Source organism: Bacillus sp. OTU530 (assembly GCF_038440375.1).
Genome location: NZ_JASATP010000009.1, coordinates 67,379 through 94,178 on the forward strand (window position 1 = coordinate 67,379; position 26,800 = coordinate 94,178).

Annotated in this window: 15 protein-coding genes and 2 pseudogenes; 3 read left to right on the forward strand and 14 right to left on the reverse strand. The window is 38.5% G+C overall.

Annotated elements, in window-relative coordinates; genetic code table 11:
* Positions 1–458 precede the first annotated feature (458 nt).
* On the forward strand, positions 459–1,556 hold the full coding sequence (locus AAHB12_RS09205) for an ABC transporter ATP-binding protein (RefSeq protein WP_342045084.1): 1,098 nt from the start codon (positions 459–461) through the stop codon (positions 1,554–1,556).
* A gap of 258 nt (positions 1,557–1,814) precedes the next feature.
* Here AAHB12_RS09205 and pyk read toward each other — a convergent pair.
* The 14 genes and pseudogenes from pyk to AAHB12_RS09275 form a co-directional block, all read right to left on the reverse strand.
* Positions 1,815–3,236, reverse strand: a pseudogene (gene pyk / locus AAHB12_RS09210) (pyruvate kinase); the annotation flags it as partial.
* A gap of 291 nt (positions 3,237–3,527) precedes the next feature.
* Positions 3,528–3,794 (reverse strand): phosphocarrier protein HPr, encoded by a 267-nt coding sequence (locus tag AAHB12_RS09215; RefSeq protein WP_342045085.1) that lies wholly within the window; start codon positions 3,792–3,794, stop codon positions 3,528–3,530.
* A gap of 130 nt (positions 3,795–3,924) precedes the next feature.
* Positions 3,925–5,709: an ABC transporter ATP-binding protein gene (locus AAHB12_RS09220; RefSeq protein WP_342045086.1), complete on the reverse strand. Its 1,785-nt coding sequence runs from the start codon at positions 5,707–5,709 to the stop codon at positions 3,925–3,927.
* Positions 5,690–7,462 (reverse strand): ABC transporter ATP-binding protein, encoded by a 1,773-nt coding sequence (locus AAHB12_RS09225; protein ID WP_342045087.1) that lies wholly within the window; start codon positions 7,460–7,462, stop codon positions 5,690–5,692. Before AAHB12_RS09225 ends, AAHB12_RS09220 begins: the two co-directional genes overlap by 20 nt.
* Before the next feature lie 175 nt (positions 7,463–7,637).
* Positions 7,638–8,753, reverse strand: a complete 1,116-nt coding sequence (locus AAHB12_RS09230) for a Gfo/Idh/MocA family protein (protein WP_342045088.1) — start codon at positions 8,751–8,753, stop codon at positions 7,638–7,640.
* A gap of 15 nt (positions 8,754–8,768) precedes the next feature.
* Positions 8,769–9,743, reverse strand: coding sequence for a carbohydrate kinase family protein (locus tag AAHB12_RS09235; protein WP_342045142.1), 975 nt, complete (start codon positions 9,741–9,743; stop codon positions 8,769–8,771).
* A 151-nt stretch (positions 9,744–9,894) separates the two neighbouring features.
* Complete coding sequence (locus AAHB12_RS09240) at positions 9,895–11,376, reverse strand: glycoside hydrolase family 32 protein (RefSeq protein ID WP_342045089.1); 1,482 nt, start codon at positions 11,374–11,376, stop codon at positions 9,895–9,897.
* A 102-nt stretch (positions 11,377–11,478) separates the two neighbouring features.
* Positions 11,479–13,101: an ABC transporter substrate-binding protein gene (locus AAHB12_RS09245; RefSeq protein ID WP_342045090.1), complete on the reverse strand. Its 1,623-nt coding sequence runs from the start codon at positions 13,099–13,101 to the stop codon at positions 11,479–11,481.
* 58 nt (positions 13,102–13,159) lie between these two features.
* A complete protein-coding gene (locus tag AAHB12_RS09250) occupies positions 13,160–14,041 on the reverse strand; it encodes a carbohydrate ABC transporter permease (protein WP_342045091.1) in 882 nt (293 codons plus the stop codon).
* 17 nt (positions 14,042–14,058) lie between these two features.
* Positions 14,059–14,964, reverse strand: a complete 906-nt coding sequence (locus AAHB12_RS09255; RefSeq protein WP_446715535.1) for an ABC transporter permease — start codon at positions 14,962–14,964, stop codon at positions 14,059–14,061.
* Between the two features lie 568 nt (positions 14,965–15,532).
* Positions 15,533–16,867, reverse strand: a complete 1,335-nt coding sequence (locus AAHB12_RS09260) for an ABC transporter substrate-binding protein (RefSeq protein WP_342045093.1) — start codon at positions 16,865–16,867, stop codon at positions 15,533–15,535.
* Positions 16,868–16,898: 31 nt separating this feature from the next.
* Positions 16,899–18,497: a response regulator transcription factor gene (locus tag AAHB12_RS09265; RefSeq protein WP_342045094.1), complete on the reverse strand. Its 1,599-nt coding sequence runs from the start codon at positions 18,495–18,497 to the stop codon at positions 16,899–16,901.
* A complete protein-coding gene (locus AAHB12_RS09270) occupies positions 18,472–20,268 on the reverse strand; it encodes a cache domain-containing sensor histidine kinase (protein ID WP_342045095.1) in 1,797 nt (598 codons plus the stop codon). The genes AAHB12_RS09265 and AAHB12_RS09270 overlap by 26 nt, the downstream gene beginning before the upstream one ends.
* Positions 20,269–20,552: 284 nt before the next feature.
* The gene (locus AAHB12_RS09275) at positions 20,553–24,359 is read right to left on the reverse strand and encodes a GH32 C-terminal domain-containing protein (RefSeq protein WP_342045096.1); all 3,807 of its coding nucleotides are present in this window, start codon (positions 24,357–24,359) and stop codon (positions 20,553–20,555) included.
* 679 nt (positions 24,360–25,038) lie between these two features.
* Here AAHB12_RS09275 and AAHB12_RS09280 point away from each other — a divergent pair.
* Both AAHB12_RS09280 and AAHB12_RS09285 read left to right on the forward strand, forming a co-directional pair.
* On the forward strand, positions 25,039–26,079 hold the full coding sequence (locus tag AAHB12_RS09280; protein ID WP_342045097.1) for a LacI family DNA-binding transcriptional regulator: 1,041 nt from the start codon (positions 25,039–25,041) through the stop codon (positions 26,077–26,079).
* 17 nt (positions 26,080–26,096) lie between these two features.
* A pseudogene (locus tag AAHB12_RS09285) lies at positions 26,097–26,427 on the forward strand (IS5/IS1182 family transposase); the annotation flags it as partial.
* Between the last annotated feature and the right edge of the window lie 373 nt (positions 26,428–26,800).

The following is a 26,800-nucleotide window of genomic DNA, read 5'->3' on the forward strand; positions in this document are numbered from 1 at the left end:
CAATATTTTTAGTTTCTTTTAAACATTGAAAGGCGGTAACAAATGTAAAATAGAGCTCTCCAACACAACGCTTTTCATACCCTTCGGAAAACGCGGAACTGGAGAACTCTAAACCATGAAGAACCTTATATATATCACTCACGATTATTCATAAAATGTATTGATTAATAACTAATAATAAAACGTTTGGTTACTACCTCCGTCCAAAAATCCCACATTTAGGTATAAGTTGAAAATGGTTCAAAAAAACTTGTAAGAAGATATACTTTTAAAAAATCATATTTGCACTAGAACCGTATATATGACCTTACTTCTGCAAGATTCCTCCTCTTAAGTTTGTAAACGTTGCACAAATGAAAGCGGTTTTTTCATTCAATTTTCCTATTTCCAGCTTGGACCACTTGGGATACACTTAGTAATAAGGAAAACGATTTCAGTTTATGCAGGGGGCAATCAAAATGGCTGAATTAAAATTGGATCATATTTATAAAATTTACGATAATAATGTAACAGCAGTAACAGATTTCAATCTTCATATTGCAGATAAAGAATTCATCGTATTCGTAGGCCCATCTGGCTGCGGTAAGTCCACAACACTTCGCATGATCGCAGGTTTAGAAGAAATCTCTAAAGGCGATTTCTCTATTGATGGCAGACGTGTGAACGATGTAGCGCCAAAAGACCGTGACATCGCGATGGTATTCCAAAACTACGCGTTATATCCTCACATGAGCGTATATGATAATATGGCATTCGGTCTGAAACTTCGCAAATTTGATAAAGCGGAGATTGATAAACGAGTAAAAGAAGCAGCTCGTATCCTTGGACTTGAGCAATACTTAGATCGTAAACCAAAAGCTCTTTCCGGCGGTCAACGTCAGCGTGTTGCATTAGGACGCGCGATCGTTCGTGACGCAAAAGTATTCTTAATGGACGAGCCTTTATCTAACCTTGATGCAAAGCTTCGTGTATCCATGCGTGCAGAAATTTCTAAGCTTCACCAACGCTTAGGTACAACAACAATTTACGTAACGCATGACCAAACAGAAGCGATGACAATGGCAACTCGTCTTGTAGTTATGAAGGACGGACTCATTCAACAGGTCGGAACACCAAAAGAAGTGTACGAAAAGCCAGAAAATGTATTCGTAGGCGGGTTTATCGGTTCTCCTGCGATGAACTTCTTCCGTGGTGCATTAACAGACAAAGGCTTCAAGTTAGACAATGTTGTCTTATCTGTTCCAGAAGGTAAAATGAAAATGCTTCGTGAACAAGGCTATGTAGGACAAGAAGTAATTATGGGAATTCGTCCAGAGGACATTCATGATGAGCCTGTATTCATTAACGCAGCACAAGGCTCCGTTGTAAACGCAAAAATTGAGGTATCCGAGTTGCTAGGCGCAGAGTCTATGCTCTACTCCCAAATCGGCGGTCAAGATTTCGTAGCGCGCGTTGATGCACGTACGGATTTCAAACCTGGTCAAACAGTAACACTAGGCTTTAACATGAACAAAGTTCATTTCTTTGACGCTAACAGCGAGCAACGCATTCGATAAAATAACAATAACCCGTCTCTGAAAATGAGAGACGGGTTATTGTTATTTGCTGAACCTTAATAGAAAAATTTTGCTCACAGGCAGGACACATTGACATAGAAATCCTCCTGAAAAAGGACCCTATAGCTATTATTTATCCTTTTCGTCATTTATCTCCCTCCTAGAGGGGATATCATCAAGATTTTACGATTTTACAACGTTAAGGACAAACATGTCCCTGCATATGAGTATTTCCTCCTCAGTTTATTCGATGAGTTACTCGCTGATAACGTGAACCTTCATCAAGTTTGTAGCTCCTACTTCACCAACTGGTACGCCTGCTGTGATTACAACCGTATCACCAATGTCTATAATTCCTGCATCTATTCCTGTCTCGATTGCTGTTTCTAGTAGTTCATCTGTAGAAGTTACCTGTTTCTTCGCAAGATAAGTTTGTACCCCCCATACAAGAGCTAGCTTACGGCATACTCGTTCATCGAATGTAACTGCTACAATCGGGGATTTCGGACGATATTTCGCAACCATTTTTGCCGTATAGCCGCTCTCTGTTGGTGTTACAATCGCTGCTACATCTAATGTAATCGCTGTATGTGCTACAGATTCACTGATTGCATCTGTGACTGTAGGTTTTGCTTCTTTTAGGCGCTTGCGGAACACGTCTTGGTGTTGTAACGAACACTCTACACGAGACGCAATGGTCGCCATCATGTTTACGGATTCAACCGGGTAAAGCCCTGCAGCAGTTTCACCTGAAAGCATAATAGCATCGGTGCCATCAAAAATGGCATTTGCCACATCACTTGCTTCTGCACGGGTCGGACGCGGATTGCGCTGCATAGAATCCAGCATTTGCGTTGCTGTAATTACCGGTTTTCCTAATACATTGCACTTCTGAATTAAGCTTTTTTGCACAAGAGGCACTTCTTCTGGCGGGATTTCTACACCCATATCGCCGCGCGCTACCATTAAGCCATCCGATACTTCCAGGATAGAATCTATATTATCAATACCTTCTTGATTTTCAATCTTTGAAATGATTTGAATATGCTGTGCATTCTCCTCTTTCAATAATTCACGTATCTCTAAGATATCTGATGCCTTACGCACGAAAGAAGCAGCAATGAAGTCAACGCCTTGCGCAATACCAAAAATGATATCTTGGACATCCTTTTCTGTGATACCAGGAAGTTTAATGCTTACATTTGGTACATTTACCCCCTTTTTATTTTTTACCATACCGCTATTTAACACTTTCGTGCGAATTTCGCCGTTTGCTTTTTCAAGTACTTCTAATTCAATTAAACCGTCATCGATTAGGATGCGGGACCCAGCTTCTACATCATCGTAAAGTCCTTCATAAGAAACTGAGAATCTCTCTGCTGTTCCGAGTACCTGCTCTGTAGAAATCACAACTTCTGCGCCTGCTTTCAGTTCAGCTTGTCCACTTTCGAAGTCATGTGTACGAATTTCCGGACCTTTTGTATCCAGTAAGATTGCTACTGTCTTATTTGCTTGCTTTGCGGCTTCACGAATATTTTGAATGCGTACTGCATGCTCTTCATGGCTTCCATGTGAAAAATTCAGACGAGCTACGTCCATTCCAGCCTCAATTAACTGCACTAACTTCTCAACACTTTCACTTGCTGGACCAATTGTACATACAATCTTTGTTTTACACATAACATACCTCCATATATTTCTGGAAACGTTCCTAAATTTTTGGCACTAGTATATCTTTAAATTCATTTGTAATGACGTTATGAATGAATTTACTCCTAACTCGTTTACTTCAGCTACCAAAGGGCTATCCCTGACACCCACTTAAGATTATTTCTCGCCAAAACCTTAAACAGCATCACTCCTTGCTCAAAAGGAATTTTCCAGGACTACTAGAGCCCCACTAAGAGCTAGCTTTAAAGAGCTGTTTCTTTATTTGGACAGGAAAGACACTGCCCAACATTTCCTTTGTTATTATTCCACTAGACCTTCTTTTTGCATTATGTCTTGTAAAGCGGAGATTGCATCTGCTGCATCGGAGCCTTCGGCGGTAATTTTAATACTAGCATTTTTGGGGATTCCTAAAGACATAACACCCATAATTGATTTTAAGTTAACTGTTCTACCTTTGTACTCTAAGTTAATACCAGCGTGGAATTTGCTGGCTGCTTGTACCAATTTTGTTACTGGACGAGCATGAATTCCTGAATCTGCTATTACTACGAATTGTTGTTGTACCATGTTTACGAATCTCCTTTACTTACTTTAGTATATTTACAAGGTTGTCTTCGTCGAGAACGACTCAATTTTTCTTGAACACATTCCATATTTCATACATATCGTAATCTTTTTTTGTTTTTCATTTACACTTCTATGATCCTATCTCTAAAGAGTAGCTTTGAGAATTACACAGCTTCCAGTAATGACCCTTCTTTTTCGTTAACTCCTCGTGTGTTCCCTCTTCTAGAATTCTGCCCTTCTCAATAAATAAGATTTTGGTAGCCTTCTGGATAGTAGAGAGCCGGTGCGCAATAATAAAGGATGTTCTGCCTGAAAGTAAAGTCTCCAACCCCTTCTGCAAAGCAAGCTCCGTTTCTGTATCAATGCTTGATGTTGCTTCGTCTAGAATCAAAACTCTAGGATTAGCTAATAGTACTCTGGCAAATGAGATGAGCTGTCTTTGCCCGGAAGAAAGCCTTGTGCCTCTCTCGTTCACTTCAGTTTGATACCCATCCTTCATACGGCTGATAAATGTATGGGCCTGCACTGCTTTAGCTGCTTTGATTACTTCTTCATCGGTTGCATCAAGTCGACCATAGCGGATGTTATCCATGATAGTCCCTGAAAAAATAAATGGATCTTGAAGCATAATACCCATTTGCTTTCTAAGAGATGGGATGTTGACAGTCTTGATGTCAATCCCATCAATTTTTATTTGTCCGCTTTTCACATCGTAAAATCGGCTAATTAAACTAACAATGGTGGTTTTCCCAGATCCTGTCGCTCCAACAAGCGCAATTGTATCTCCCGGATTCACCTTAAAATGGGTATGGTCGAGAATCTTTTCTTCTCGTTCATAACCAAAAACAACATCCTCAAACTCTACCTTTCCTTTGATCGTTGGAAGTATAACAGCATGAGGATCATTTATCATAGCTGGTTTTTCATCAATCGTTTCAAAGATTCGTTCCAAGTAGGCCATCGCATTGATGATAGCATTATAAAAATTCCCTATATTAGCTAATGGCATCCAAAACATCCACATATACCCAACAAAGGCAATCAAAGACCCTACAGTAACCCCCTTCCCAATGGAGGATATCCCAATGATATAGATGAAGGATACGGTAAGAACTGAGATATTCTCAATCGACGGCGATAGCAGGAACTGGATTCTAACAGCCTTCATCCATGAGCTTCGGTAGCTGTCAGATACTTCATTGAAAATTTTCTTATTTTCTTCTTCCCTGATAAACGCTTGAGTAATCTTAATCCCATTGATACTTTCATGAATATATGCATTCATATTTGATTGCTTGTTGCTTAAATCCTGCCAAGCTCTCCGCTGAGCATTTTTGATGGCAAATATAATGATTGCAAGAATTGGAAATCCTGCCATTGCCATAAGCGTCAGTTTTACATCAATGACAATCATAAAACCAACAATAACAGTAAGACTAAAGAGATCAGTAATCAGGTTAATGATTCCATTGGAAAGTAAATCACTCAAGGAGTTCACATAATTTACCACCCTGACTAGAATCTTACCATGGGGCCGACTGTCATAATACGAAAAAGAAAGTTTCTGCAATTGGGTAAATAAATCTTCTCGAATATGCTGGATTACTCCCTGCCCGACTTGTGACATTATTCTAACCCTATACTTCATACACAGCCCGGTAACAATGATAGCTATTAAATAAATGCCTGCCAGCATAGCAAGACCCAATATATCATTACCTGGAATTTTTTCATCAATAGCAAGCTTAATCAAATACGGACCAATTAGGTTTGCCCCACTCGCCATGAGCATCAAGAAAACAGTGAGAATCATCTGTTTTTTGTGAGGGGTCAAATAACCTAGCAATCTTTTAAAATGAACGAGTCTAAAGGGAGACTCCAGCTCCTCGTCAACATCAAATTTGTTGCGTGCCATTTACGATCACTTCCTCCTCACGATGCATTCCATCAAAATTTCCATATTGGTTTTTATATACGTTATAGTAGTAGCCCTTTTTCATAAGCAATTCTGTATGCTTTCCTCTTTCGATGATTCTGCCGTTTTCCATTACCAAAATCAAATCTGCCTCTTTAACAGAAGAAATGCGATGTGCAATAATAAAGCAGGTTTTGCCCTGATTAAAGGTCCTCAGAGTTTTTTGGATACGAAGCTCCGTTTCCATATCAACACTGGAAGTTGTATCATCGAGGATCAGAATGGCCGGATCCTTTAACAGTGCCCGCGCAAGAGCAATCCGCTGTTTTTGCCCGCCTGAAAGACCCACTCCTCTTTCACCGATAATCGTGTCATATCCATCCGGCAAACGGGTAATGAATTCATGAGCTTCGGCCATTTTTGCCGCTGTTTGAACCGATTCAAAGGAGGCATCAGGAACTCCATAGGCAATATTGCCTTCAATCGTATCTGAAAAAAGAAAGATATCCTGCATAACCATCGCCATATTTTCTCGCAATTCTCGGATATTCCAATCCTTAACGTTATGTTCACCAACAAGAACTTCTCCCCTGTCAGTGTCATAAAATCGGCAAAGAAGGTTGATTACTGTCGATTTTCCAGCACCAGTCGGTCCAATCAGTGCTACTGTTTGCCCGGGCATTGCTTTAAAACTGATATCGGTTAATACCTGCTCTTCACCATAGCCAAAGCTAACATGATTAAATTCCACTACACCAAGAGAAGTGTTTATCTTTTTAGAATTAGCGGGATTTACTATTTGGGGTTCTGTGTTCATCAAGTCTTCAATTTTCTCTGCGGAGGCAATAAATCTTTGCACATCATTGATTAGCCAACCAGCCATACGCATTGGATTATTCAAGGCCCAAATAAGTGAATTAAACATAACTAGTTCCCCAATCGTAAGAGAACCTCGAATCACCATAATCCCGCCTGCGAAAATCATTAAAACTGTAAGCAATCCGGCAAGTGAGTCAAGAATCGGTAAATACTTTTCCCAAACTTTTGCGGACTCGAGATTTTTCTCCTTAAAAGCATCATTTTCTATAGAAAACTTTTCAATTTCATAATCTTCTCTGGCAAAAGCTTTTACAACCCGGTTTCCACTTATGTTTTCCTGTACAACCGAGTTTAATTTTGAAAACTGTTCTCGAATTGCCGAAAATGTAGGTTTAACGTCATACGATAGCCTATAAGCAAACAATCCAATGATAGGAGTAACAGTCAACAGTGTAAGTGCCAAGGGAACATGAATATAAAACATAAATCCAATAGCGAACAATAATGTGGTAATATTTTCAAATATTATATAAATGCTCCACGCAGTAAAATGTCGCACTGCCTCTATATCACCCGTCATTCGGGCCATAATATCTCCTGTTTTTGTCCTATCATAAAAGCTGAAATCTAATCGTTGGAGGCGATTATACAGCCGCTCCCTGATTTTGAATATCACACTTTGTGAGGCACTTTCGAACATCAGTTGATAACCGTAACGGATGGCAGCTTTACAAAACGTTACGCCAACCATTGCCCCTAGCAAAGGCCATAACAAATCTTCATTATGACCGTAGATGACCCTATCCACGATCTTCCCTGCAAAATAAGGATTAAGCATATTTAAGCCAGAAACGACCAAGACGAGTAAAAGTCCCATGAAATATCTAGCTTGAAATTTCTTAATATATCCCCATATCCATCGCAAGCTTTGCATTCTTCCATTCCTCCTTCCTTGGTGTATCAATCACATAAGTATAACTCTTCCACTATTAGGAGATTTCCGACACATAAGACGTGGTGATTAACACCACGTCTGTAGTTCACGTTCATCACCCACTTAGATTCCTTGAGTATAGCTCTTTCCTTTCATTGTCTATTCAGACGGAATACTATACTGGTAATTTCATCTCTTCAAAAACTGTATCTTCATAGGTATGTTTTTTACCATTTAGTATGTCTTGAACTTTAACCGGCTGACGGATCGTTGCCGATTCAAGCGCAGCAAATACAACACTTAATGCTTCTAGACCTTTCTCAGCACTCGAAATAGGTGTCTTATTTTCAGTAATTGCTTCCCATAATTCCACATAGGAATGAGCAAATGGATGTTCAACAATGTCCGGGGCATAACGTTCAATCAATTCTGACATCAGAATCTTGCTCCCGTCTTCAAGAGCTACATGTTGTCCTGGGCGGAGGCATCCTCTACTTCCATAAACCCACACTCCTCCGGTTCCTTCACCATGAGTTGATGTTGCACACATCCAATGTCCAAGTCCACCATTTTTAAATTTGAATACTGTCACTGCTGTGTCTTCTGCAGTAGGGTTAATTGTCACCTTCCCATTACTTAACTCTTTTTCAAAAACTTCTGTATAGGCGAACACCTCATCAATTGAACCATTGATTTCAGTAAAGAAATGAGTTCGATGAACACCATGATCATTAATCCATCCTGCTCCAGCTTGACCTTTCATATGCCGCCACGGCGTACCAGCAAAAAATCCTCGATTCAATGTGACAGTTGCATAATCCATAATTAAAGATACAGATCCTATCACACCTTCTTTTACGGCTCTTGCTATCGCAACATTTTCCGCCCCTAATACACTTGGTTCGGATAAAGTTAACACTCGATGGTACTTCTTTGCATCAGCGATCATTTTTCGACCAAAAGAAGGGGAAATAGCTAATGGCTTTTGCATTTGCACATGAACGCCTGCAGCAAAGCAATCTTCTGCTACTGTATGATGCAGGTCATGGTTAATCAAAACGGACACGGCATCTAATTGTTCTTTCTCCAACATCATACGATAATCCGTATATACAGCAGGGCGCTTACCTAATCGTTTTTCCACCTCTAAAGCAAAATTTTCAGCTCTTTCCTGCTGAATATCACAAACAGCTGACAATTCAAATGTTTCTAATCCTTTTCTCTTTAACTCCTCCAAGCCTTCAACATGTGCAATCGAAATAACACCACAACCAATAAAACCTAATTTCACGGAAATTTTCCCCTTTCAATTTTTAATTCCCTCTAATAAAACTTCCTCGATGTTTGGTATCGCAGAAATTGCGCCTATCTTCGTGCAAACCATTGCCCCTACTTTGTTACTAAAGTAGATGATTTGTTTTAGATGTTCAAAGTCTTCTAAAATTCTTTTTGGCTCTGTTTCTTTCGCCAACTGGTAAAGGGTAGCCCCTACGAAGGCGTCTCCAGCACCAGTAGAATCGATTGCCTCCACTTCAATACTAGGAACTGTTTCAAAGTTTTGCCCATTTGAGATAAATGTCCCTTTTTTTCCTAACGTTACAGCAACTGCCTTTGCTCCCGTTTTATGAAGAGCCTGAATTCCTTCTTCTAAATCATTCAACCCTGTTATAATTTTTAATTCATCATCACTCACTTTTACAAAATCAGCTAGAGCCACTCCCTTTTTAGCTAAATAAACAAAGCTATCCTCTCTTCCTTTCCAAAGATCACTTCGAAAGTTAGGATCAAACGATATAAACTTACCTTGTTCCTTTGCTATATGCATCAGCTTTAAATAGGTGGATTGAAATGGATTAGTTAATAGAGCAGTTGCTGAACCAAAATGAATAATGTGATGATTCATGATTTTTTCTTTATTCAGATCGTTTTCAGTTAAGAAGGCATCTGCGCCACGATTAAAAACAAAATCCCTCTCTCCACTTGCCTTTAACGAAACAAAAGCTAACGTAGTTGGATGCTCATCATCTAGCACAAGCATAGAGGTATCAATATTCAATTCATCTAGGGTTTTCTTTAAAAAATGCCCAAATGGATCATTGCCAACCTTACCACTGAATAGAGCACTACCCCCTAATTTCACAATCGCTGCACAAACGTTAGCAGGCGCGCCCCCTGCTTGTTTCTCAAAATTTTGACCTTCGACTAAATCAATATCCACATCTGTACAGAAAAAATCGATTAACAATTCTCCAATACAAACTACTGCTGAATTTGTGCTCATAACTCTCAACCGTCCTTTTAGATTATTCACTTTAAACATGCTCCTCTATATCAAGAGGATTCTCAGATATTAATTTAGAACATTTTCACAAAAACAAAGCTCTAACCAGATTATTTCGATTAGAGCTCTGCCTATTTTTTAAAAGAATGAATTACTTACTCCATATTGAATCAAGTTCAGTTAATGTGCATAAAGGCACATCTGTATTTCCTTCGTTTGAAAACAAAGTGATTGTTTCATATGGATGATTTGGGAACAATAAGCTCGTAACAGCTACCTTGCCATCATTCGCAAACACCTCTATGGATGAAGTATCAATAAAGATTTGAAGGCTGATCCTGCCATTTTCCATCTTCAATGAAGCTTCTTGTATTGCCGGAAATGACTCTGAAAAGCTATTTTCTCCAGAATTGGTTCGGTCAACTGATAATGTCTCCTTTACCACGTCATAACTAATAATCGTCTTTTCCGTTTCAGAACCTTGAATCACAATACCAAAGGAGCTTGCATTTAGTTTTTCGAATTCAACATTCACTTCCATTAACTGACTGAACATGTTAAAAGAAGAAGGATTGTTGGATTCAATTGTAAGATTTTGATAAGCTTCTGTAGCTTTTCGAATGGAAGCTATTTCTGATACAGGCTTCTGAACCAGACGAATTCCATCTTCACTAGAGGTTAAAGATAGTTCTCTTGGTAACGTCATCGCGCTTCGCCATTCTTGAGTTGGAACTTGATTCGCATAACGCCAGTTGCTCATCCAGCCAAGATAAATTCTTCTTCCATCTAGTGATGGTATGTCAGACCAGCTTACACCTGCATAATTATCCCTGCCATAATCCAACCAAAGGATTGTTTCATCAGGATTGTCATTTACAAAGGTAGTTCCATCAAAATCACCGATAAAATATTTTGTTCTTGATCCTTCTTTAGTTTTTGGATCATCACCAAGACTTAGAAACATCACCCATTTTTGATTGTTTTCATCACCATCTACTGACAATTTAAAGAGGTCTGGACACTCCCAAACACCGCCATGTGATCCAGCTTTATTTTTAAACTCACTTCCATATTCCCAGTCCCTTAGGTTAGGGGATGTATAAATGGTTATTGATTGTCCAGTAGCTAATACCATCACCCATTTATTCGTTTCATCATGCCAAAACACTTTTGGATCACGATAATCAGTAATATTCACATCAGAAAGCACAGGATTCCCTTCATACGTAACCCAAGTTCTCCCATTGTCTTTACTGTATGCAAGACTTTGTCTTTGACGCGGACGATCCGAGTCTGGATACGTACCAGCACTTGTATAAATGGCAACTAACCCAGGCTGATTATCAAAAAAGCCAGATGTATTGTTCCAATCCACTACCGCACTTCCTGAAAAAATGGCTCCATGCTCATCTGGATACAATGCAATCGGCAGTTGTTCCCAATGAATTAAGTCTTTACTAACCGCATGCCCCCAGTGCATTGGCCCCCAAGTTGTGCCGAATGGGTGGTATTGATAAAAAAGGTGGTACTCATCGTTAAAAAATACCATTCCGTTTGGGTCATTCATCCACTTTTCTTCTGGTGAAAAATGAAATTGGGGGCGATACTTTTCTTTATACAGTTCTGTCATCATTTTTTCTCCTTTTCATACGTTTTATATTAATGAAGGTACAAGCAGATTGAGGATGTACCTTTGTGCTGTATATCCCCAATCCAAGAGCCTTTTATGAATCTATTATTTTTTGTTTCTGTCGTATCCTGCTTGTTTAATTTGCAACCACTCTTTTAATCCTAATCGATCTAGTTCGGCTAGATAGCTTGACCATTCTTCATCCACTTTTCCATTTGTAATCCATTCAGCACGTTTTCGATTTACATAAGCAGTCAAATCTGCTTCGATAGTCGAAAGTTTCTTTAGTTCATCTAATGAGAAAAATACTTTTGGATAAATATTATCGGCTGTCATGTGAGGAACCATGACTTCTTTCATTAAACCTAATCTCCAAGCTGCATCATCTGGTTTAGTAGTAATGTTTCCGTAATATTCATCTAAAATCGCTAATGGTCCGCCGATACTCGTTTTTTGTCTTAACTCTACTGGTGCTGCCCCTTGTAAAGGTAAATGCTTTAACATTCCTGTAGCTTGATCTAATTCAAAGATATTTTGTTGCGTTTTATCTCCATAAGTACCCCAGTTATCTTGTACAGATTGATGCGGTTCATATAATTGATCAATCCATTTTGCAGTTAATTCAAGGTTTTTATCAGCACTCGTAATAACCGCTCGTCCTCTATCGAAGCCCATTCCATTTGTTCTCGTTACATTAACATGGCCATCTGGACCCGCTAGCGGCGACATTAGGTCATATTTGTCATTCATACCTGTGATATTCGCTTTATCCCATGTGAAATACAATCCATAACGCTCATCCTTACCCTTTGCAAGATACGTATTCCAGTCCTGGTCAAAAGCCTCAACATCGATTAAGCCTTCTTTATACAATTTATTAAAGAATTTAATTCCTTCTTTATATCCTGGATCTGCTGCTGTGTAGATGACTTTTCCATCATTGCTTACAACGGTGTGATCCCAGTTATCACCTAGACCAAAGGAGCCGAATAAAAAGGCTAGATCTTCTCCTCCCTTATTAATCATGAAGGACATTGGGATTTCATCAGCTTTCCCATTTCCATTTGGATCTTTTGTTTTAAAAGCAATTAATACTTTTTCTAATTCATCCGTAGTTGTAGGCATTTTTAATCCTAGCTTATTTAGCCATTCTACGTTAATCCAAGGAAAGCAGTCGACGGACTGTATGCTTTCTTTACCTGTCCCTAATTCTTCAATCCAAGGGAAGGAGTAAATATGTCCATCAGGAGCAGTCATCATCGATTTATACTCAGGTGCATCTTGTAGAACTTTCTTTAAGTTCGGCATGTATTTCTCGATTAAGTCTTCAACTGGAACAATAGTGCCATCTTTAGCTAATTTTAATAAATCATAATCACTATAGCCTGCATCTATAATTGCATCAGGTAGATCACCACTCGCAACTGCTAGGTTTCTTTTTTCAACGAAGGCATCAGATGTGTAGTTCTTCCAATTCACATGGATACCTGTTTGATCTTCTAGACGCTGATACACTAACTTTTTATTTGGATCAGAAGGAGCCAATGGCGAACTTTGTGTCATAAAGTTCAATGAAACCTTTTCCTTTAATGGAAAACTAACTTGTGATAGCTTATAATCTTTTGATGCTGCTTCTCCTTTGTTACTGTTCGTTTTACTATTGCTGCAGCCAGAAGCCACTAATATAGCAGCAAGCGAAGTAAACATTACCTTTTTTATATTTTTCATACAGCTTCCTCCTACGTGTTATTTGTAAGCATTTGCAAAAATAAATTTTATTCGTCCATTACTTCAAAGAACCAACCATAACACCTTTTTCAAAGTACTTTTGGAAGAACGGATACATGACAATTAGCGGTAAACTAGAAATTACAATAGATGAGTATTTAATCATTTCCGAAAGCTTTTTCAGTTCGGCCATTGCCAGTTGATCGCTAATCATCCCCGGACTTGCTTGGTTTTGAATTAATATCGATCTTAAAACGAGTTGTAGTGGATGCAAACTTGGATCTTCGAGATAAATCATTGCATCAAAATAAGAGTTCCATTGACCGACAAATGCGTACAATGCTAAAACGAAGATGATCGGTTTCGAAAGCGGTAACACTAATTTAAAAAAGATTAGCAAATCTGAGGCACCATCCACTCTGGCTGCTTCATACAATTCATTTGGAATTCCCTTAAAGAAAGTTCTAGCTAAAATAATATTCCAAACATTTATAGCGCCTGGCAGTAAAATGGCCCATACAGTATTTAGCATTCCTAAGTTTTTTACTACCAAGTATGTTGGAATTAAACCGCCGCCAAAGAACATCGTAATCACAAACATTGTCATAAAGACATTTTTTCCAACGAAACCATTAACTGATAAAGGATAGGCAGCACAAATGGAAACCATCACAGTTATAACAGCAAATCCTACCGAATACAGAATGGAATTCATAAAGCCTCGTACCATCGCAGGATTTGATAAAATGATCTTATAACCTTTGAGACTCCAATCTGAAACATTGAAGGATATACCTTTATTCAATAGCACTGTCGGATTCATAAATGATGCAATTACTATATAGACCAAGGGAACTAACACAATCAAAACCGCTAAGCATAGAAAGATATTATTAACACCCAATATCATTCGATCTACGCGAGAGTGCTTTATTTTCATATCAAGACTCCTTTACGTTAATATAAACCTTCTCCTTCATTCAATTTCTTCACGACCACATTCACCACAACGAGTAAGATAACGTTAATCACTGAATCGAATAAACCAATGGCTGATGAATAAGCGTAATCCCCTGCTTGTAAACCCTGCTTATATACATAGGTGGGTATAATTTCAGATGTTGGTAAATTCATTGCTGTTTGCATCAAATATGCTTTTTCAAAACCGATCGCCATAATACCGCCTGCACCTAAAATAAGCGTAATAGCCATTAATGGTTTCAGCGTCGGCAGGTCGATATGGATGATTCTTTGCAGAAGATTTGCTCCATCAATCGTAGCTGCGTTGTGTAATTCCGGATCAACATTAGCTAAAGCAGCTACGTAGATAATGGATGACCAACCTGCAGCTTGCCAAATTCCAGATAAAATATAGACTGTTCGGAAATATCCTGGGTCTGACATGAACATGATTGGTTCTCCTGTTATAGAGGTAACAATGTGATTAATTGGACCGTTTGGTGATAAGAAAATGAATGTCATACCAACAATAACTACTACAGATATAAAATTTGGTGCATATAACACGAGTTGAATATTCTTTTTAATAGCTGCTCTTCGTACTTGATTCAGCATGAGTGCTAATATAATTGGTACTGGAAAACCAAGTATGAGACCAAACAAACTAAGCTTGATCGTATTCATAAAAATCGGACCGAAGTTTGGTGAAGTAAGAAAGTCCTTGAAATGCTTGAGTCCAACCCAATCACTTCCTGTAATACCTTTCATTGGACTAAAATCTTTAAAAGCAATAATTGCCCCGTACATCGGCACATATTTAAAGATAATAGTAAGAATAACAGCTGGTGCAATGAGTAGATAAAGAAAATAATTCTTCTTTATATAATCAATTTGGCTCTTTATTTTCGATGCTGTTTTCTTTTCGACATTGGTTTGTTTTACCTTTAATAATTCTTGCAATCGCTTAACCTCCTATCTAATAACTTAAACAAAAATTTTATGCATTCACACATTAAGAATGGGAAAATCATGTTATAGGGTGTGTGCCTTTTATGAAAAAAGAACCGAGGAACATCTTCCTAGAAATCGGTTACATTTTCCCATGAATCCTTTTCCCTCTCTCGTTGTTGTTGCCCCCTTTCGTTGTTGTTGCTTAACATGTTTTGAGTATAACAAAATGATTAGAAGGAAGATTTCAATATCTTTGGTTAAGGATATTTAAAATTTTCGGCACTTGAAATCGGTTACAAAAAACTAACCTTGTCAAGCTTCACCCTGATGAATCAGTAAGAGATAAACCTTGAAACATAAAGTGTATCCAATTCGAACAACCTGGTTAGCAATTGCCAAGCTGCACTTATACCTTATTCTTAATACTCCCCTCCATGTCAAATTCATCCTAACTTAAAAAGTTATTATATTCCAAAAATACAAAAAACCCCCTAGTCACTTAACTAGAGGATTGCCTATATTAGGGTTTCTGAATTTCTTTTAGACCCATATTAATTTTTCTTACTGCTTCCTTCGCTGAAGCCGCTACATCTTTTCTACCAATTCCAACATCTTCAAATAATGTCTTGATTGCATCGCTTACAACAGGATAAGCGGGAGTGACCGGGCGATTTCTTGAAAACTGTTGTGCTTGTTGCAAAAATATATTTTTAGGGTATTCATTAAATTCAGGAAACTCTTTTGCTACAGAGTATCTTACAGGAATATCCCCAGTTGCCTTTACATATGTTTTTATTCCTTCATAGCTTGTAGCATATTTGACAAACTCCCAAGCCTCCTTTGGGTATTGGGACTTAGATGAGATTCCGAGCGACCATCCTCCGTTCGGAACAACCTGATATTTAGCCTTTGGTAAAGGAGCAATCCCAAAGTCCTCTCCTAGCTTAAGATTTGGATTATTATTTACCAAATCTGCTAATCCCCAAGAGCCAAGCACAGTCATAGCAAGCTTGCCAGTTTCAAAGGTGCGAGGAGGTAATTCAATTGCCGCAACTCCATCCTTATGATATAAATCTTGGTAAAATTGTAATGCCTCTAACGCTTCTTTTGAATCTAAATATCCACTTGCAGTGGTTCCATCAGGGCTTAAAACACTTGCGCCGAACTGCCAAAGGAGCGGCATTTTAAAATAAGCGGCAGTTTCCCCTTCGCCAAATCCCTGTGCTGGATCAATCCCATAAACTCCCTTATCTGGATTGTTTATTCTTTTGGCAATTGCCAATACCTCCTCCCATGTCAGAGGTTTGTTTGGATCCTCCGATGGAAAAGGAACTCCGGCCTCTCTGAAAAGATGCTTGTTGTAAAATAGAGCAACACTGGATTCAACAAGAGGAGCAAGGTAAATTTCTTCATGAAATCTCATTCCTCTTAGCGTAGATTCAGGAATATCCTCAATATTCCCTTCCTTTTTCATGTACTGGTCTAAAGACAATAGTGCTCCTGCATTTGCATAAAGAGCCAAGTTGGGACTATCTATAGCCATAATGTCAGGGGGAGTTCCAGCAGCAGATTCAGTTCGCAACTTTAATTCGTAGTCACCATAGGGTATGAGCTTCATATCAATCATGATGTTAGGATGCAGCGCTTCAAAAGCAGAAACTATATCTTCATATGCTTTATTTTCTGCCGGGTTTCCGTAATTTCGCCAGAAGGTCAATTGTACTTTGTTTGAAACACTCGTTTCATCATCGTCATCTTTTGGGTGGCTAGAGAATGTATTAAAAAACGACAATGCATACCCAGCGATACAAAATAAGATAAGGGCAAAAACACTTATTATTAACGATTTTTTCATCTACATTCCCTTCTTTCCAAGTTTCATTTCATCATTCAGCTGTATTTATGGAATTACGGAATTCAACAGGTGTTTGACCAAAGTGTTTTTTAAATACCGTACTAAAGTATCCGGAGTTAGAAAAACCAACTAAATTCGCTACATCAATTATTTTGAGTTCTTTATCTTTCAGAAATTGCTGAGCTTTATCCATTCGCAAATTAACAAGATAATCGCTAAAATTTTGTCCAACATAATTTTTAAAAGTCTCTGATAAGTACGCACTATTGATATGAAATAATTCAGATAACGAAGTAAGAGAGATTTCACTTGCATAATGCTGATCCAAGTAATGCCGAACATTATCAATGATTAATTTTCCATTCGAAAAACGGGTCAGACGCACCTTTTCAATAATGGACTGTGCTAATTGGATGAACTGCTCTATGACTTTACGTTGGGAATTGAGCCCCCAAATGCTCTGCTGACAACTCCACATCGTGTTCTGAATGTCTTTTGTTTCAGCATCATATTTTCTAGCCAGTGAGCCTAATAAAAATAGTACTCGATTAGCAACAAATGAAAAGGACAAAATGGATTGGTCTTCGGTGTTTCCTAGCGCATTGTGAATATTCTGTTTAAAAGCCTCAAAATTTACATTCTCAATCGCATTTGTTAACCTTTTCTCTAAATCAGGTGAAAACTTAAATAGTTCTTCCTTCATGACCGTCGCATCGATCACCTGTGATTTTGAGCCCAATTGACTTTGACTCCAGGAAAGTAAGCTTGAAATATAGCCATTTTTAAGCTCTGCAAGACCTGTCACAGCATTCCCAATTCCTATTGCCGTTTCTAGATTCAGAAAGGTTTTTACGTTTTGTTGAATCTTCTCGACTAAACTAGAAACACTATCCAGACCCCTAGAATCTACAAGATATAAAAAATGAACGACAAATGCATAGCTTGGGTCGTAAAACGAATATGTTCCTGTATGCTCTTTCGCTATTTCTTTGCATAACATCTGAAAAGGGAGCCAGAGTTCCTTTAATCTATTTGAACCCCCGTCACGCTCCCTAATTTCCACTGTTACAAACTGGACTGCAGCATTTTCGGTTGCAAGATTTTCTAGCTGCAGCTGATGCAATCTATCAATCACCATATTAAGCTGCAGCCACTCCCCTTTGACTAAATGCAGTAAATATTGCTCTTGTACTTGTTGCAACTGTGTGTGAACAAGCTGATGCAGCCGAGCTGATTCAGCCTGCTTTCTCTTTTCATCCTCAACTTCTGCACGGATTTTTCTCAACACCTCTACTAATTCATCAGGGGCAACAGGCTTTAATAAATAGTCTTTAACCCCTTCCTTCATCGAACCTCGCACATATTCAAAATCAGAGTATCCCGATAAAACAATTACTTTTACTTTTGGGAATTGCTCATGACAATGTTTAGCTAATTCAATACCATTCATAATAGGCATTCGCATATCTGTAATGACCACATCAACATCCATGCTTCGAAGCAATTCGAGGGCCTCTTGACCATCAGAAGCTTCTGCAACAATTTGAAAGCCCTCTTCCTCCCAATCCACCTTCATTCGTAAGCCCTTACGAATTTGAATCTCATCATCCGTTATTATGACTTTCATCATGGCTATCACCCCTATGCAAGTTTATGCGGAATGTAATCCTTGTTCCCATATTCTTTTCAGATTCAATCCCATACGAAAAATTTCGGCCATAGTAAAGCTGCAGTCTCCCGATTACATTTTTAAGCCCAATACTGCTTCCTTTACTCTCTAATACATTTCTGGTTTCATTATTCTTTTCTTGGTTCAATAAGTTTGCGATCACTTCTTCAGACATTCCTACACCATTATCTTCTACTAAAATAAATATTTGATTTCCAGCCTTCTCCGTTTTGATTTTTATTTCAACCTCTTTATTTCCTACAAAGCCATATTTAACCGCATTTTCCACGAGCGGCTGTAGAATAAATTTAATGATCGGAAGTTCTTTCGTTTCAGCATCTTCTTCAATCACGATAGAAATCGTATCCTCATAACGCAGCTTTAATATATTAGTGAAATTTCGGATATAATTGATTTCTTCTCCCAAATTCACTACATCACTTTGGGTATTCAATGAATATCTCATCATCCGGCCTAAATAAACACTCACATTCATTACATCCTTATTTTTTCCTTGGGCAGCCAATCCTCCAATAATCTCAAGAGTATTATTCAAAAAATGGGGATTGATTTGTAATAATAACGCTTTGTATTCTGCATCTTTTCTGCGAATATTTGCCTCATATTCCGTTTCTATCAAATGCTTTAATCGATCAATTGTATGACCAAACATTTTTATAACATACCCGACCTCATGATTATCAGATTTAATGGTAGGCATAAAGCGTTTGGCTCCAGCAAATTCACCGCGTTCAACAAATCTCATTGCCTTTGTAAGCTTGCCAAGAGGGCTTACGATATTGGAAGAAAGCATAAAGGAAGCTATGATTGTTAAAATAAAAATAACAGCGCTTATCAGCAACAAATCTCGTTGCAACTGCTCAATTTTTGAAAACAATTCAGACTTCGTTACTTCACTAATTAAAATCCAATCACCCACTCTTAACTTTTGAAAAAAAACGAGATGCTGCTCTCCTTTATAAGCAGTTTCTATTAAACCTTTTTCCCTCTTACCATTCGTTATTTCTGCCAAGCTTTTTTGTAATACATCCTTAGGAGTCTTTACCTGACCAAGTAATACATTTGTCCCCTGCTTGTCCAACAAATAAACGCGACCATTTTTTCCAAGAGTGATTTTATTTAACGCAGTTTGGAGCAAGGATGTGGGAACATTCACTTTAATCACTCCATACCTTTCAAATGTATACATATCAAACAACGGAAGAAGGTAGCTATTTTGCATACCTTGAAATGGCTGAAATGGATCTATATGTGCTTTTACCCATCGCTGGTCATGCTCTGTAAAATCTTTAAACCACCTCGTATTCTGCAGAGAAGGATTATTCCCCCAAATGCCTGTACCATCATTAAGAACGACGGAGATGGAAATTCCATTTGAATTATTAATCGTGATGGAGGATAACTGCTTTTTGAGTTGGTTTTTCGTTAACAAATTCTGTTCCTTAAGCGAACCAGCAGAATCCTTTTCTAGCTTCATCCAATCTTGCGTTGTTTGATTCACAAGAACCTGTTTTCCAAACTCTTCTGCTTGTGTCGTTACTGAATTAATATAAAGTGAGTACTGATCCATCATTTCTACGGTTGAATCCTGAACTTGCTCTTCCATAATAGATGTAAACCAATTTGGGATAATGATTGATAAAATAATAAATGGAATCGTTAACAGCAAGGTGAATATAAGCATTAAACGATTTCGTAAAGAAAAAAACATGTACCTCCCCCCAAACAATAAGAAACCCCCTGCATAATATAATCAAAAAAGAGATGACTACATTTTCAAATCAATATATTAATTGAAACATACACCTTCCTAACTTACTACGGAATTTTTCAGTATTAATTATTTCCAGCGCTGAGTCAAATAAGAATACCACAGTCAAACTGACCGTGGTAGACCAGGATTCTATACATTCTTATCTTTTTAAAAATGCCACATTGGTCATTAAGAATCAATACGTGCTTTTTAACAAACGATATTTTTTCTCATTTCCTTTGTTATTGTATATCAGACGAAAGTGTCCACTGCTGGCGCTCTAGATCAGGATTCACACCATTAAGTGCCAAAATTCCCTCTCCTGATATTTCGAGTGCCTTGCCATTATGAACAGAAGTGATTCTTACAGTTCCATTATCATTTTTGGTAATAATCCAGCGCTGATTATTATAGCCAAGATAGTTGTACAGCTGAATTTTATTTTGCCCTGAATCCAAATCAAGTGCTTTGCCGCCCTCTGTACGTATGGAATAAGAACCATACTCATCGCCTGTTGGAATTAAAATCCAGTTTGTAGCTTTATCTGCATCAGCCGCAGTCACAGGCTCACCGTTCTGAGAATTAGCAGTGTAAATTGCTTTGCCTGTTGTTACGTTCGTAAAGCTTGTTACGGCTAAGTTGGCTTCTGATACATTGCTGACATTGACATTCTGATAGGAAGCTTGACCTCCAAATACATTTAAACCAAAATGGCCTTCTGCAAAGGTTCCATCCCGTAAATCCATGATTTTCTGACCATCCACATAAATCTGGATGTGAGGACCTTTCGCTTCAATTTTCACCTTATATACCTTTCCAGGCTGAATAAAAGCAGGAACTTTTCCAATTACCATACGTTCCTCAAAGCCACCGTCAATCTTATAAAAAAGACGGAAAGCCTTCATATTCGGATCAAGGTTGAAATAATAGCCGCTTCTCCCATCTTCACTTGTCCGGAACAAAATGGAACCTGCTCCTCCTGTTTGTCCCAGTATCATATCCGCTTCATAAGTAAAGTCTCCTGCAGTTTCCTTTGCAATATAGTTTGCATCACTTGTATACGTACCACGAATTCCGTTTTCGGTAATTGTCCATTTGGAGGCAGAAAGATCTGATTTCCATCCAGTCAGATTAGTATAGAATTCACCTTCGTACACTCTTACAACTACACTTGCTGAGGCCTTTCCATTTGGTGTAGAGGCTGTAATTATCGCTTCTCCTTTACTTCCGGCTTTAAGTACCGCTTTGGAGTTAGTAGAGGAATCAACCTTCACCACACCCGAATTACTAGATTTCCATATAATTGGCTGAGTTCCCTTTCCTTTTCCATTCCCCGCGGAAGCAAATAATGTTAGAGCATCGCCAATACCCATCTCTCTTTGATTTGTATCCATTACAATGCTTGTATCCTCATCCGCGTTTTGGCTCCAGGTGTTTGCAAGGGAATGTACTTTCAATGATACAATATTCACATCGCCTCCCTTGGTGTAGAAGGTCATACTACGGCTTGAAGGATCAGGGAAAATAACATCAGAAAAAACAACTTTTCCATCATTCGCAAATATTTCAATGGACGAATCATCTACAAATATATTCATTTTAATACGTTTATTATCCGGTTTTAATGGAGCTTCATGTAGAGTGGTAAAAAGGCTGGAGAAATCAGTTTCTCCTGACCTAGCACGGTCAACAAATATTTGCTGATCTGCTGTTTTGTATCCAACGATTGTTTTTTGATCAGCACTTTCACGAACTTGAAAACCAAATTCGGTTATTGTGCTAGTAGAAGGAATTTCAACCTCAGCTTCTATTTCAAAGGCTCCTGAAGAGATTCCTTTCAACAAGTTTGAAGCATTATCCGGATTTACTATTTTGTTCTGTGTCTGGGAAATGGTACTGCGAATCGCCTGTAGTTCTTTAATTGGAACTTGTGCAAGTCTTATCCCTTCGTCCGTTTTCACCAATCTTACTTCCCTTGGAATGGTCAGTTCTCCCTTCCAGCCTGTAGTCGGGAAAGCGAATGGATAATCCCAGTTGGTCATCCATGCCATCATCACACGGCGGTTATCCGGCATATTAGAGAAGGACATTGCGGCGTAGAACTCTTTTCCGTAATCCGTTTTTAACACTTTACCTGCTGCATTATCATTGATGAATTTGCCATCAGCTGTCAAATGCCCTACAAAATACTCCGCATCGGATCCTTGCGTCTTCGGATTTGCCCCTGTGCTTATCATTAGGACCCATTTTTTCTCCTCTGTACCGTCTACCTGAAGTTCGAAGAGGTCAGGGCATTCCCATACACCGCCGCGAACATAATTTCCATAACCAAAATTATCAGTAAGCTTCCAATCAATTAGGTTAGTAGAAGTAAAGAAGCGAATGTGATCTCCTCCAGATACAACCATGACCCATCGATTGTTTGCATCATCTCGTACTACTTTAGGATCACGGAAGTCCCAACCTCCTGGATCTTCTCCATTCTTGCCTGGATTCTCAATGACAATTGGATGTTCCGTTGAATACTCCCAAGTACGTCCCTGATCAGAACTGTAAGCAAGACCAATACGCTGATTACCATTAGGTCCATCTGGATTAAAGGAAGTATAGTACGCAATAAGACCTTTACCACCAGAATTAGTGAATAAACCGGATGTATTATTCAGATCAGCTACAGCAGAACCGGACCAAACATGCCCGTGCTCATTCCATGGCAAAGCAATGGGGAGGCGTTTCCAATTCACCATATCTTTACTTACTGCATGAGCCCAAGTCCCCCCATCTTGATGGAATAAATGGTACTCGCCTTCGTAGTAGACTAGCCCGTTCGGATCACTTACAGAGCCACGGGCTGGAGTATAATGAAAATCTGGTCTATACTTTTCTTTGTAATAGCTGGATGTTGGGACAAGATAAATATCCTGGAAGTAAGCAGAACCCGATGTTACAGTAAACCCAGCAAATCCAGTTCCATAACTGATATCCGTAACCTTTACAGCTGCCTCAGAATATCCATCAACATAAAGCTCGATTTGATTGCCGTTTGTTATCACTTCAAGGTGGTGTTTGGTACCCTCTTGAGTTTTATAGGTGCGGTCGGATGTTTGGAGAACCGTACCGTCAGCCTTCTTCAATTGTGCTTTGACAGTGCTTCCTTCTTTAATAAGTGCGGCCTGGTAACCAGCTGTTCCTTGTTCATTCGTACGAAATGCAAGTGCTGCTTCCGATGAATTTTGATCGAACAAAACATTACCTTCAAGCACAAAGTCACTTGTACTAGTATTGTAGATTTGTTTGGCTTTCACACCATCAACAGCACTTCCCTTCAGACCTTTAATAGATGGTTCCCAGCTCCCTTCCTTATATAGGGATGAACCTAGGTTTGTTGAAAGTTCGCTCACTTTTACATTTTGAAACAATGCTGCTCCATCCCACACATTAAGGCCAAGAAATCCCTTCTTATATGTAGTATCATTAATATCAATAATTGGAGTATACTTATTCCCCCAATAAACTTTAATATTATCTCCTACCACCTTCACCTTCAGATGATAGATTCCGCCCTCTTGTAGCGTCACTTGGCGTTCCTCTTTTAATTTCTTGTCATCACGAGCGTCACGAAGACGAATGATTCCTGCATTTGGAACGATTTGCAGCATGTATGAGTCCCAGCCATCTTCACTAGAACGGAATACTAACGTGGCATCAGCATTCTTGTCTATTACTTTTACATCTGCTTCATAAATAAAATTTTCAGATATAACACTTGATATAGCCATGACATTCTCTTTCGGTTCTGAAGTAAGCAAAAGTCCCTGTTCCGTGTCCTCTAGCGTTCCTTTCTCTTTGATTTGCCAATCCGTTAGATTAGTAGTTGCTTTGGATACGCTTTCAAAAATGATCGATCCCTCCCTCATTTCTTTACTTACCGTGTCATTTGATTCAATTGCCCTGCCTGTCACAGGATGAATAAGAAGCGTTCCCACGGAGGCGATGATAAGTACGGTTGGCACAAATACAGAAGTCCATTTTGTCAAAGTTGATTTCATCCTCTACCCTCTCTTCCATAATAGGTTTATCCCAAAAATGGCCTCAGCAAAACTCCTTGATAGAGGAAGATCATAGAATTTTCTCTGATCTCACTTCATCAATCTTGTCAATATTTGTGCATTTATTCTTGTTCTTGGGGCGTAGGCTCCTGATTTGCTGGCCCAGCGCTTTTTGTATGATCCCGCAATTCAGCCCACTGTACGAGACAAGAAGCCACAATATATTCATCTCTTCGATGTGATTGCTATATCCATCTACAGCAAGGGAAATAAAGGGCTTTCATTTTTCCCCTTACTTGCTGCAATTACAATTTATCAAAGCTATGAAATTACGTCAACAAATTTTGTAAAATCTTTATTTTACATTTGTAAATATAAAATCTCACAAAACATCATCCTGTCATTATATTATTTATACACTAAATGTTTTTTTAGATTTTCAATAACAAATAATATAAAGAAAACTCCTGAAGAACACAGAAAACGTATTAACACTCCATAAAAAGAGGATCATTTTGATACTTTAAATTTTACATTTGTAAACTATATTATCTATTTGTAAAACTTCAGTTGCCATTTTTCACGATCTAATATACATTTGATATAGCAAAATAAGATTATGCTTATTGGAATCTTTACTTAATTAAAGACTATAAAAAGCAAGGGTGAACTTAGATACATGGCGAAGGAAAAAATAACTATTCAAGATATCGCCGATGCGCTTGGGATTTCCAGAAATACGGCTTCTAAAGCTTTAAACGGAAGCAACAATCTCCCTGAAGAAACACGAAACAAGGTCATAAAAAAAGCAATTGAGTTAAAATATAAGCAATTTGCTCTTATGGATAGCAGTACGCTACTCTCCAAGAATTCAGGGAATATCGCATTATTAACAGCAAATTTGCCTAACACATCTCATTTTGGTTCAAGATTGATAAGTGGGCTTGAAAAGCAAATTAGTTCTCAAGGATACAATCTGTCCTTTCATATTGTAAGAGATATTGACCAAAAGTCTTTGACTTTGCCTAACAATTTCGATGCGGCGAATGTTGACGGTATTATCTGTATTGAATTATTTGATTTAAACTATAGTAATCTCGTTATGAGTCTTGGTATCCCTACAATCTTTGTAGATTGTGCCGCAAACATTTGTTATCCTAAATTCAAAGCCGATTTGCTCTTAATGGAGAATCAGCACAGTACCTATCAACTTACCAAAAAACTAATTGAAAACGGATACTCAAGTTTTGGATTCATTGGAGATTATAGTCACTGTCTTAGTTTTAACGAGAGATGGCTCGGCTTTAACCGTGCTTTAATAGAGGCCGGAATCCCTCTGGAACTTTCACAATGTATAGTGGGGGATGATTCTCTCTTCTTTAGGCCTGACTGGATAGAAGATCGCCTGCAGAAGATTACAAACCTCCCTTCTGCTTTTGTCTGTGTCAATGATTTTATAGCAGTAAACATGATGAAGGCACTGAAAAACATGAACCTCTCTATCCCTAAAGATGTGGCCATCTGTGGCTTTGATAATGGACCAGAATCAGATATTGTAGAGCCACCTTTAACAAGTGTCCATATTTATAGTTATGAGATGGGGATTAAAGCAGCAGAAATGCTACTATCTAGAATTAATAATCCGGATCAACCCTACCAGGTTTCTCATATGTTCACAGAGCCAATCATTCGGGATTCAACACCCTTAATAAGCCGATAATACAAGCAATTGTATAGAATAAAGATGCTGGTATGTTTGTGTGTAAGGCCAGCATCTGGCAACCGGAAAGAACCCGACCCTTAGGTATTACTTTGATGTGAAGAAGTGCCAGACATGTCCGTTTCAAGAAGGGTGTTACAAAAAAGTAGCCAAAGGCAAAACGTATTCTGTATCCATCAAAAGTACGGAACAGGCAGGTCAGGAAGCGTTCCAGAACAGTGAGCTAAAACACCAGCACGGGTATAATGTTGCATCCTTCTCGACCTCCTTGGCATGGAATTACAGGGGGCCATGGTCATTTTCGCGGTGAACCTCAAGCGGATTGCGAAACTAATAGAGGGAGAATAAGCAGCAACAGGCTGCAGGTAAGCATAAAATAGACGACAGAAAGTGAATGAACTGCATCCACATTGTTAGTTGTCCAACTAGGAAGTTCTCATCCTCGCCCACATCCGCGCATTCCCCTGATATATAATATAGGGAATTTATTTTTTGATTTAAAATGCTCCACAAGAAATCCTTTATTCTTCCCCTCAGTCTTTCCTTTAAAAATAAAAAAGGTTGCTCCCTACACATGAAAACAACCTTACTTTTTCATCGTTATCTTTTAACTGCTTTTAATAGCCAGTCTCCTTTTTTCGTCTTGATAGTGCCGACGTTGAATTTTTTCCTTTTAGGAGAAGCTGACTTGCCTTTTGTAACTGTATTTTATTTATTTCAC

Bases quoted from the DNA above. Each gene is read 5' to 3' on its own strand.
- AAHB12_RS09270 (WP_342045095.1), bottom strand. From the start codon at position 20,268: ATGTTTTTTTCTTTACGAAATCGTTTAATGCTTATATTCACCTTGCTG.
- AAHB12_RS09205 (WP_342045084.1), top strand. From the start codon at position 459: ATGGCTGAATTAAAATTGGATCATATTTATAAAATTTACGATAATAAT.
- AAHB12_RS09225 (WP_342045087.1), bottom strand. From the start codon at position 7,462: ATGCAAAGCTTGCGATGGATATGGGGATATATTAAGAAATTTCAAGCT.
- AAHB12_RS09215 (WP_342045085.1), bottom strand. From the start codon at position 3,794: ATGGTACAACAACAATTCGTAGTAATAGCAGATTCAGGAATTCATGCT.
- AAHB12_RS09275 (WP_342045096.1), bottom strand. From the start codon at position 24,359: ATGAAATCAACTTTGACAAAATGGACTTCTGTATTTGTGCCAACCGTA.
- AAHB12_RS09220 (WP_342045086.1), bottom strand. From the start codon at position 5,709: ATGGCACGCAACAAATTTGATGTTGACGAGGAGCTGGAGTCTCCCTTT.
- AAHB12_RS09245 (WP_342045090.1), bottom strand. From the start codon at position 13,101: ATGAAAAATATAAAAAAGGTAATGTTTACTTCGCTTGCTGCTATATTA.
- AAHB12_RS09250 (WP_342045091.1), bottom strand. From the start codon at position 14,041: ATGAAAATAAAGCACTCTCGCGTAGATCGAATGATATTGGGTGTTAAT.
- AAHB12_RS09265 (WP_342045094.1), bottom strand. From the start codon at position 18,497: ATGATGAAAGTCATAATAACGGATGATGAGATTCAAATTCGTAAGGGC.
- AAHB12_RS09280 (WP_342045097.1), top strand. From the start codon at position 25,039: ATGGCGAAGGAAAAAATAACTATTCAAGATATCGCCGATGCGCTTGGG.
- AAHB12_RS09240 (WP_342045089.1), bottom strand. From the start codon at position 11,376: ATGATGACAGAACTGTATAAAGAAAAGTATCGCCCCCAATTTCATTTT.
- AAHB12_RS09260 (WP_342045093.1), bottom strand. From the start codon at position 16,867: ATGAAAAAATCGTTAATAATAAGTGTTTTTGCCCTTATCTTATTTTGT.
- AAHB12_RS09235 (WP_342045142.1), bottom strand. From the start codon at position 9,743: ATGAGCACAAATTCAGCAGTAGTTTGTATTGGAGAATTGTTAATCGAT.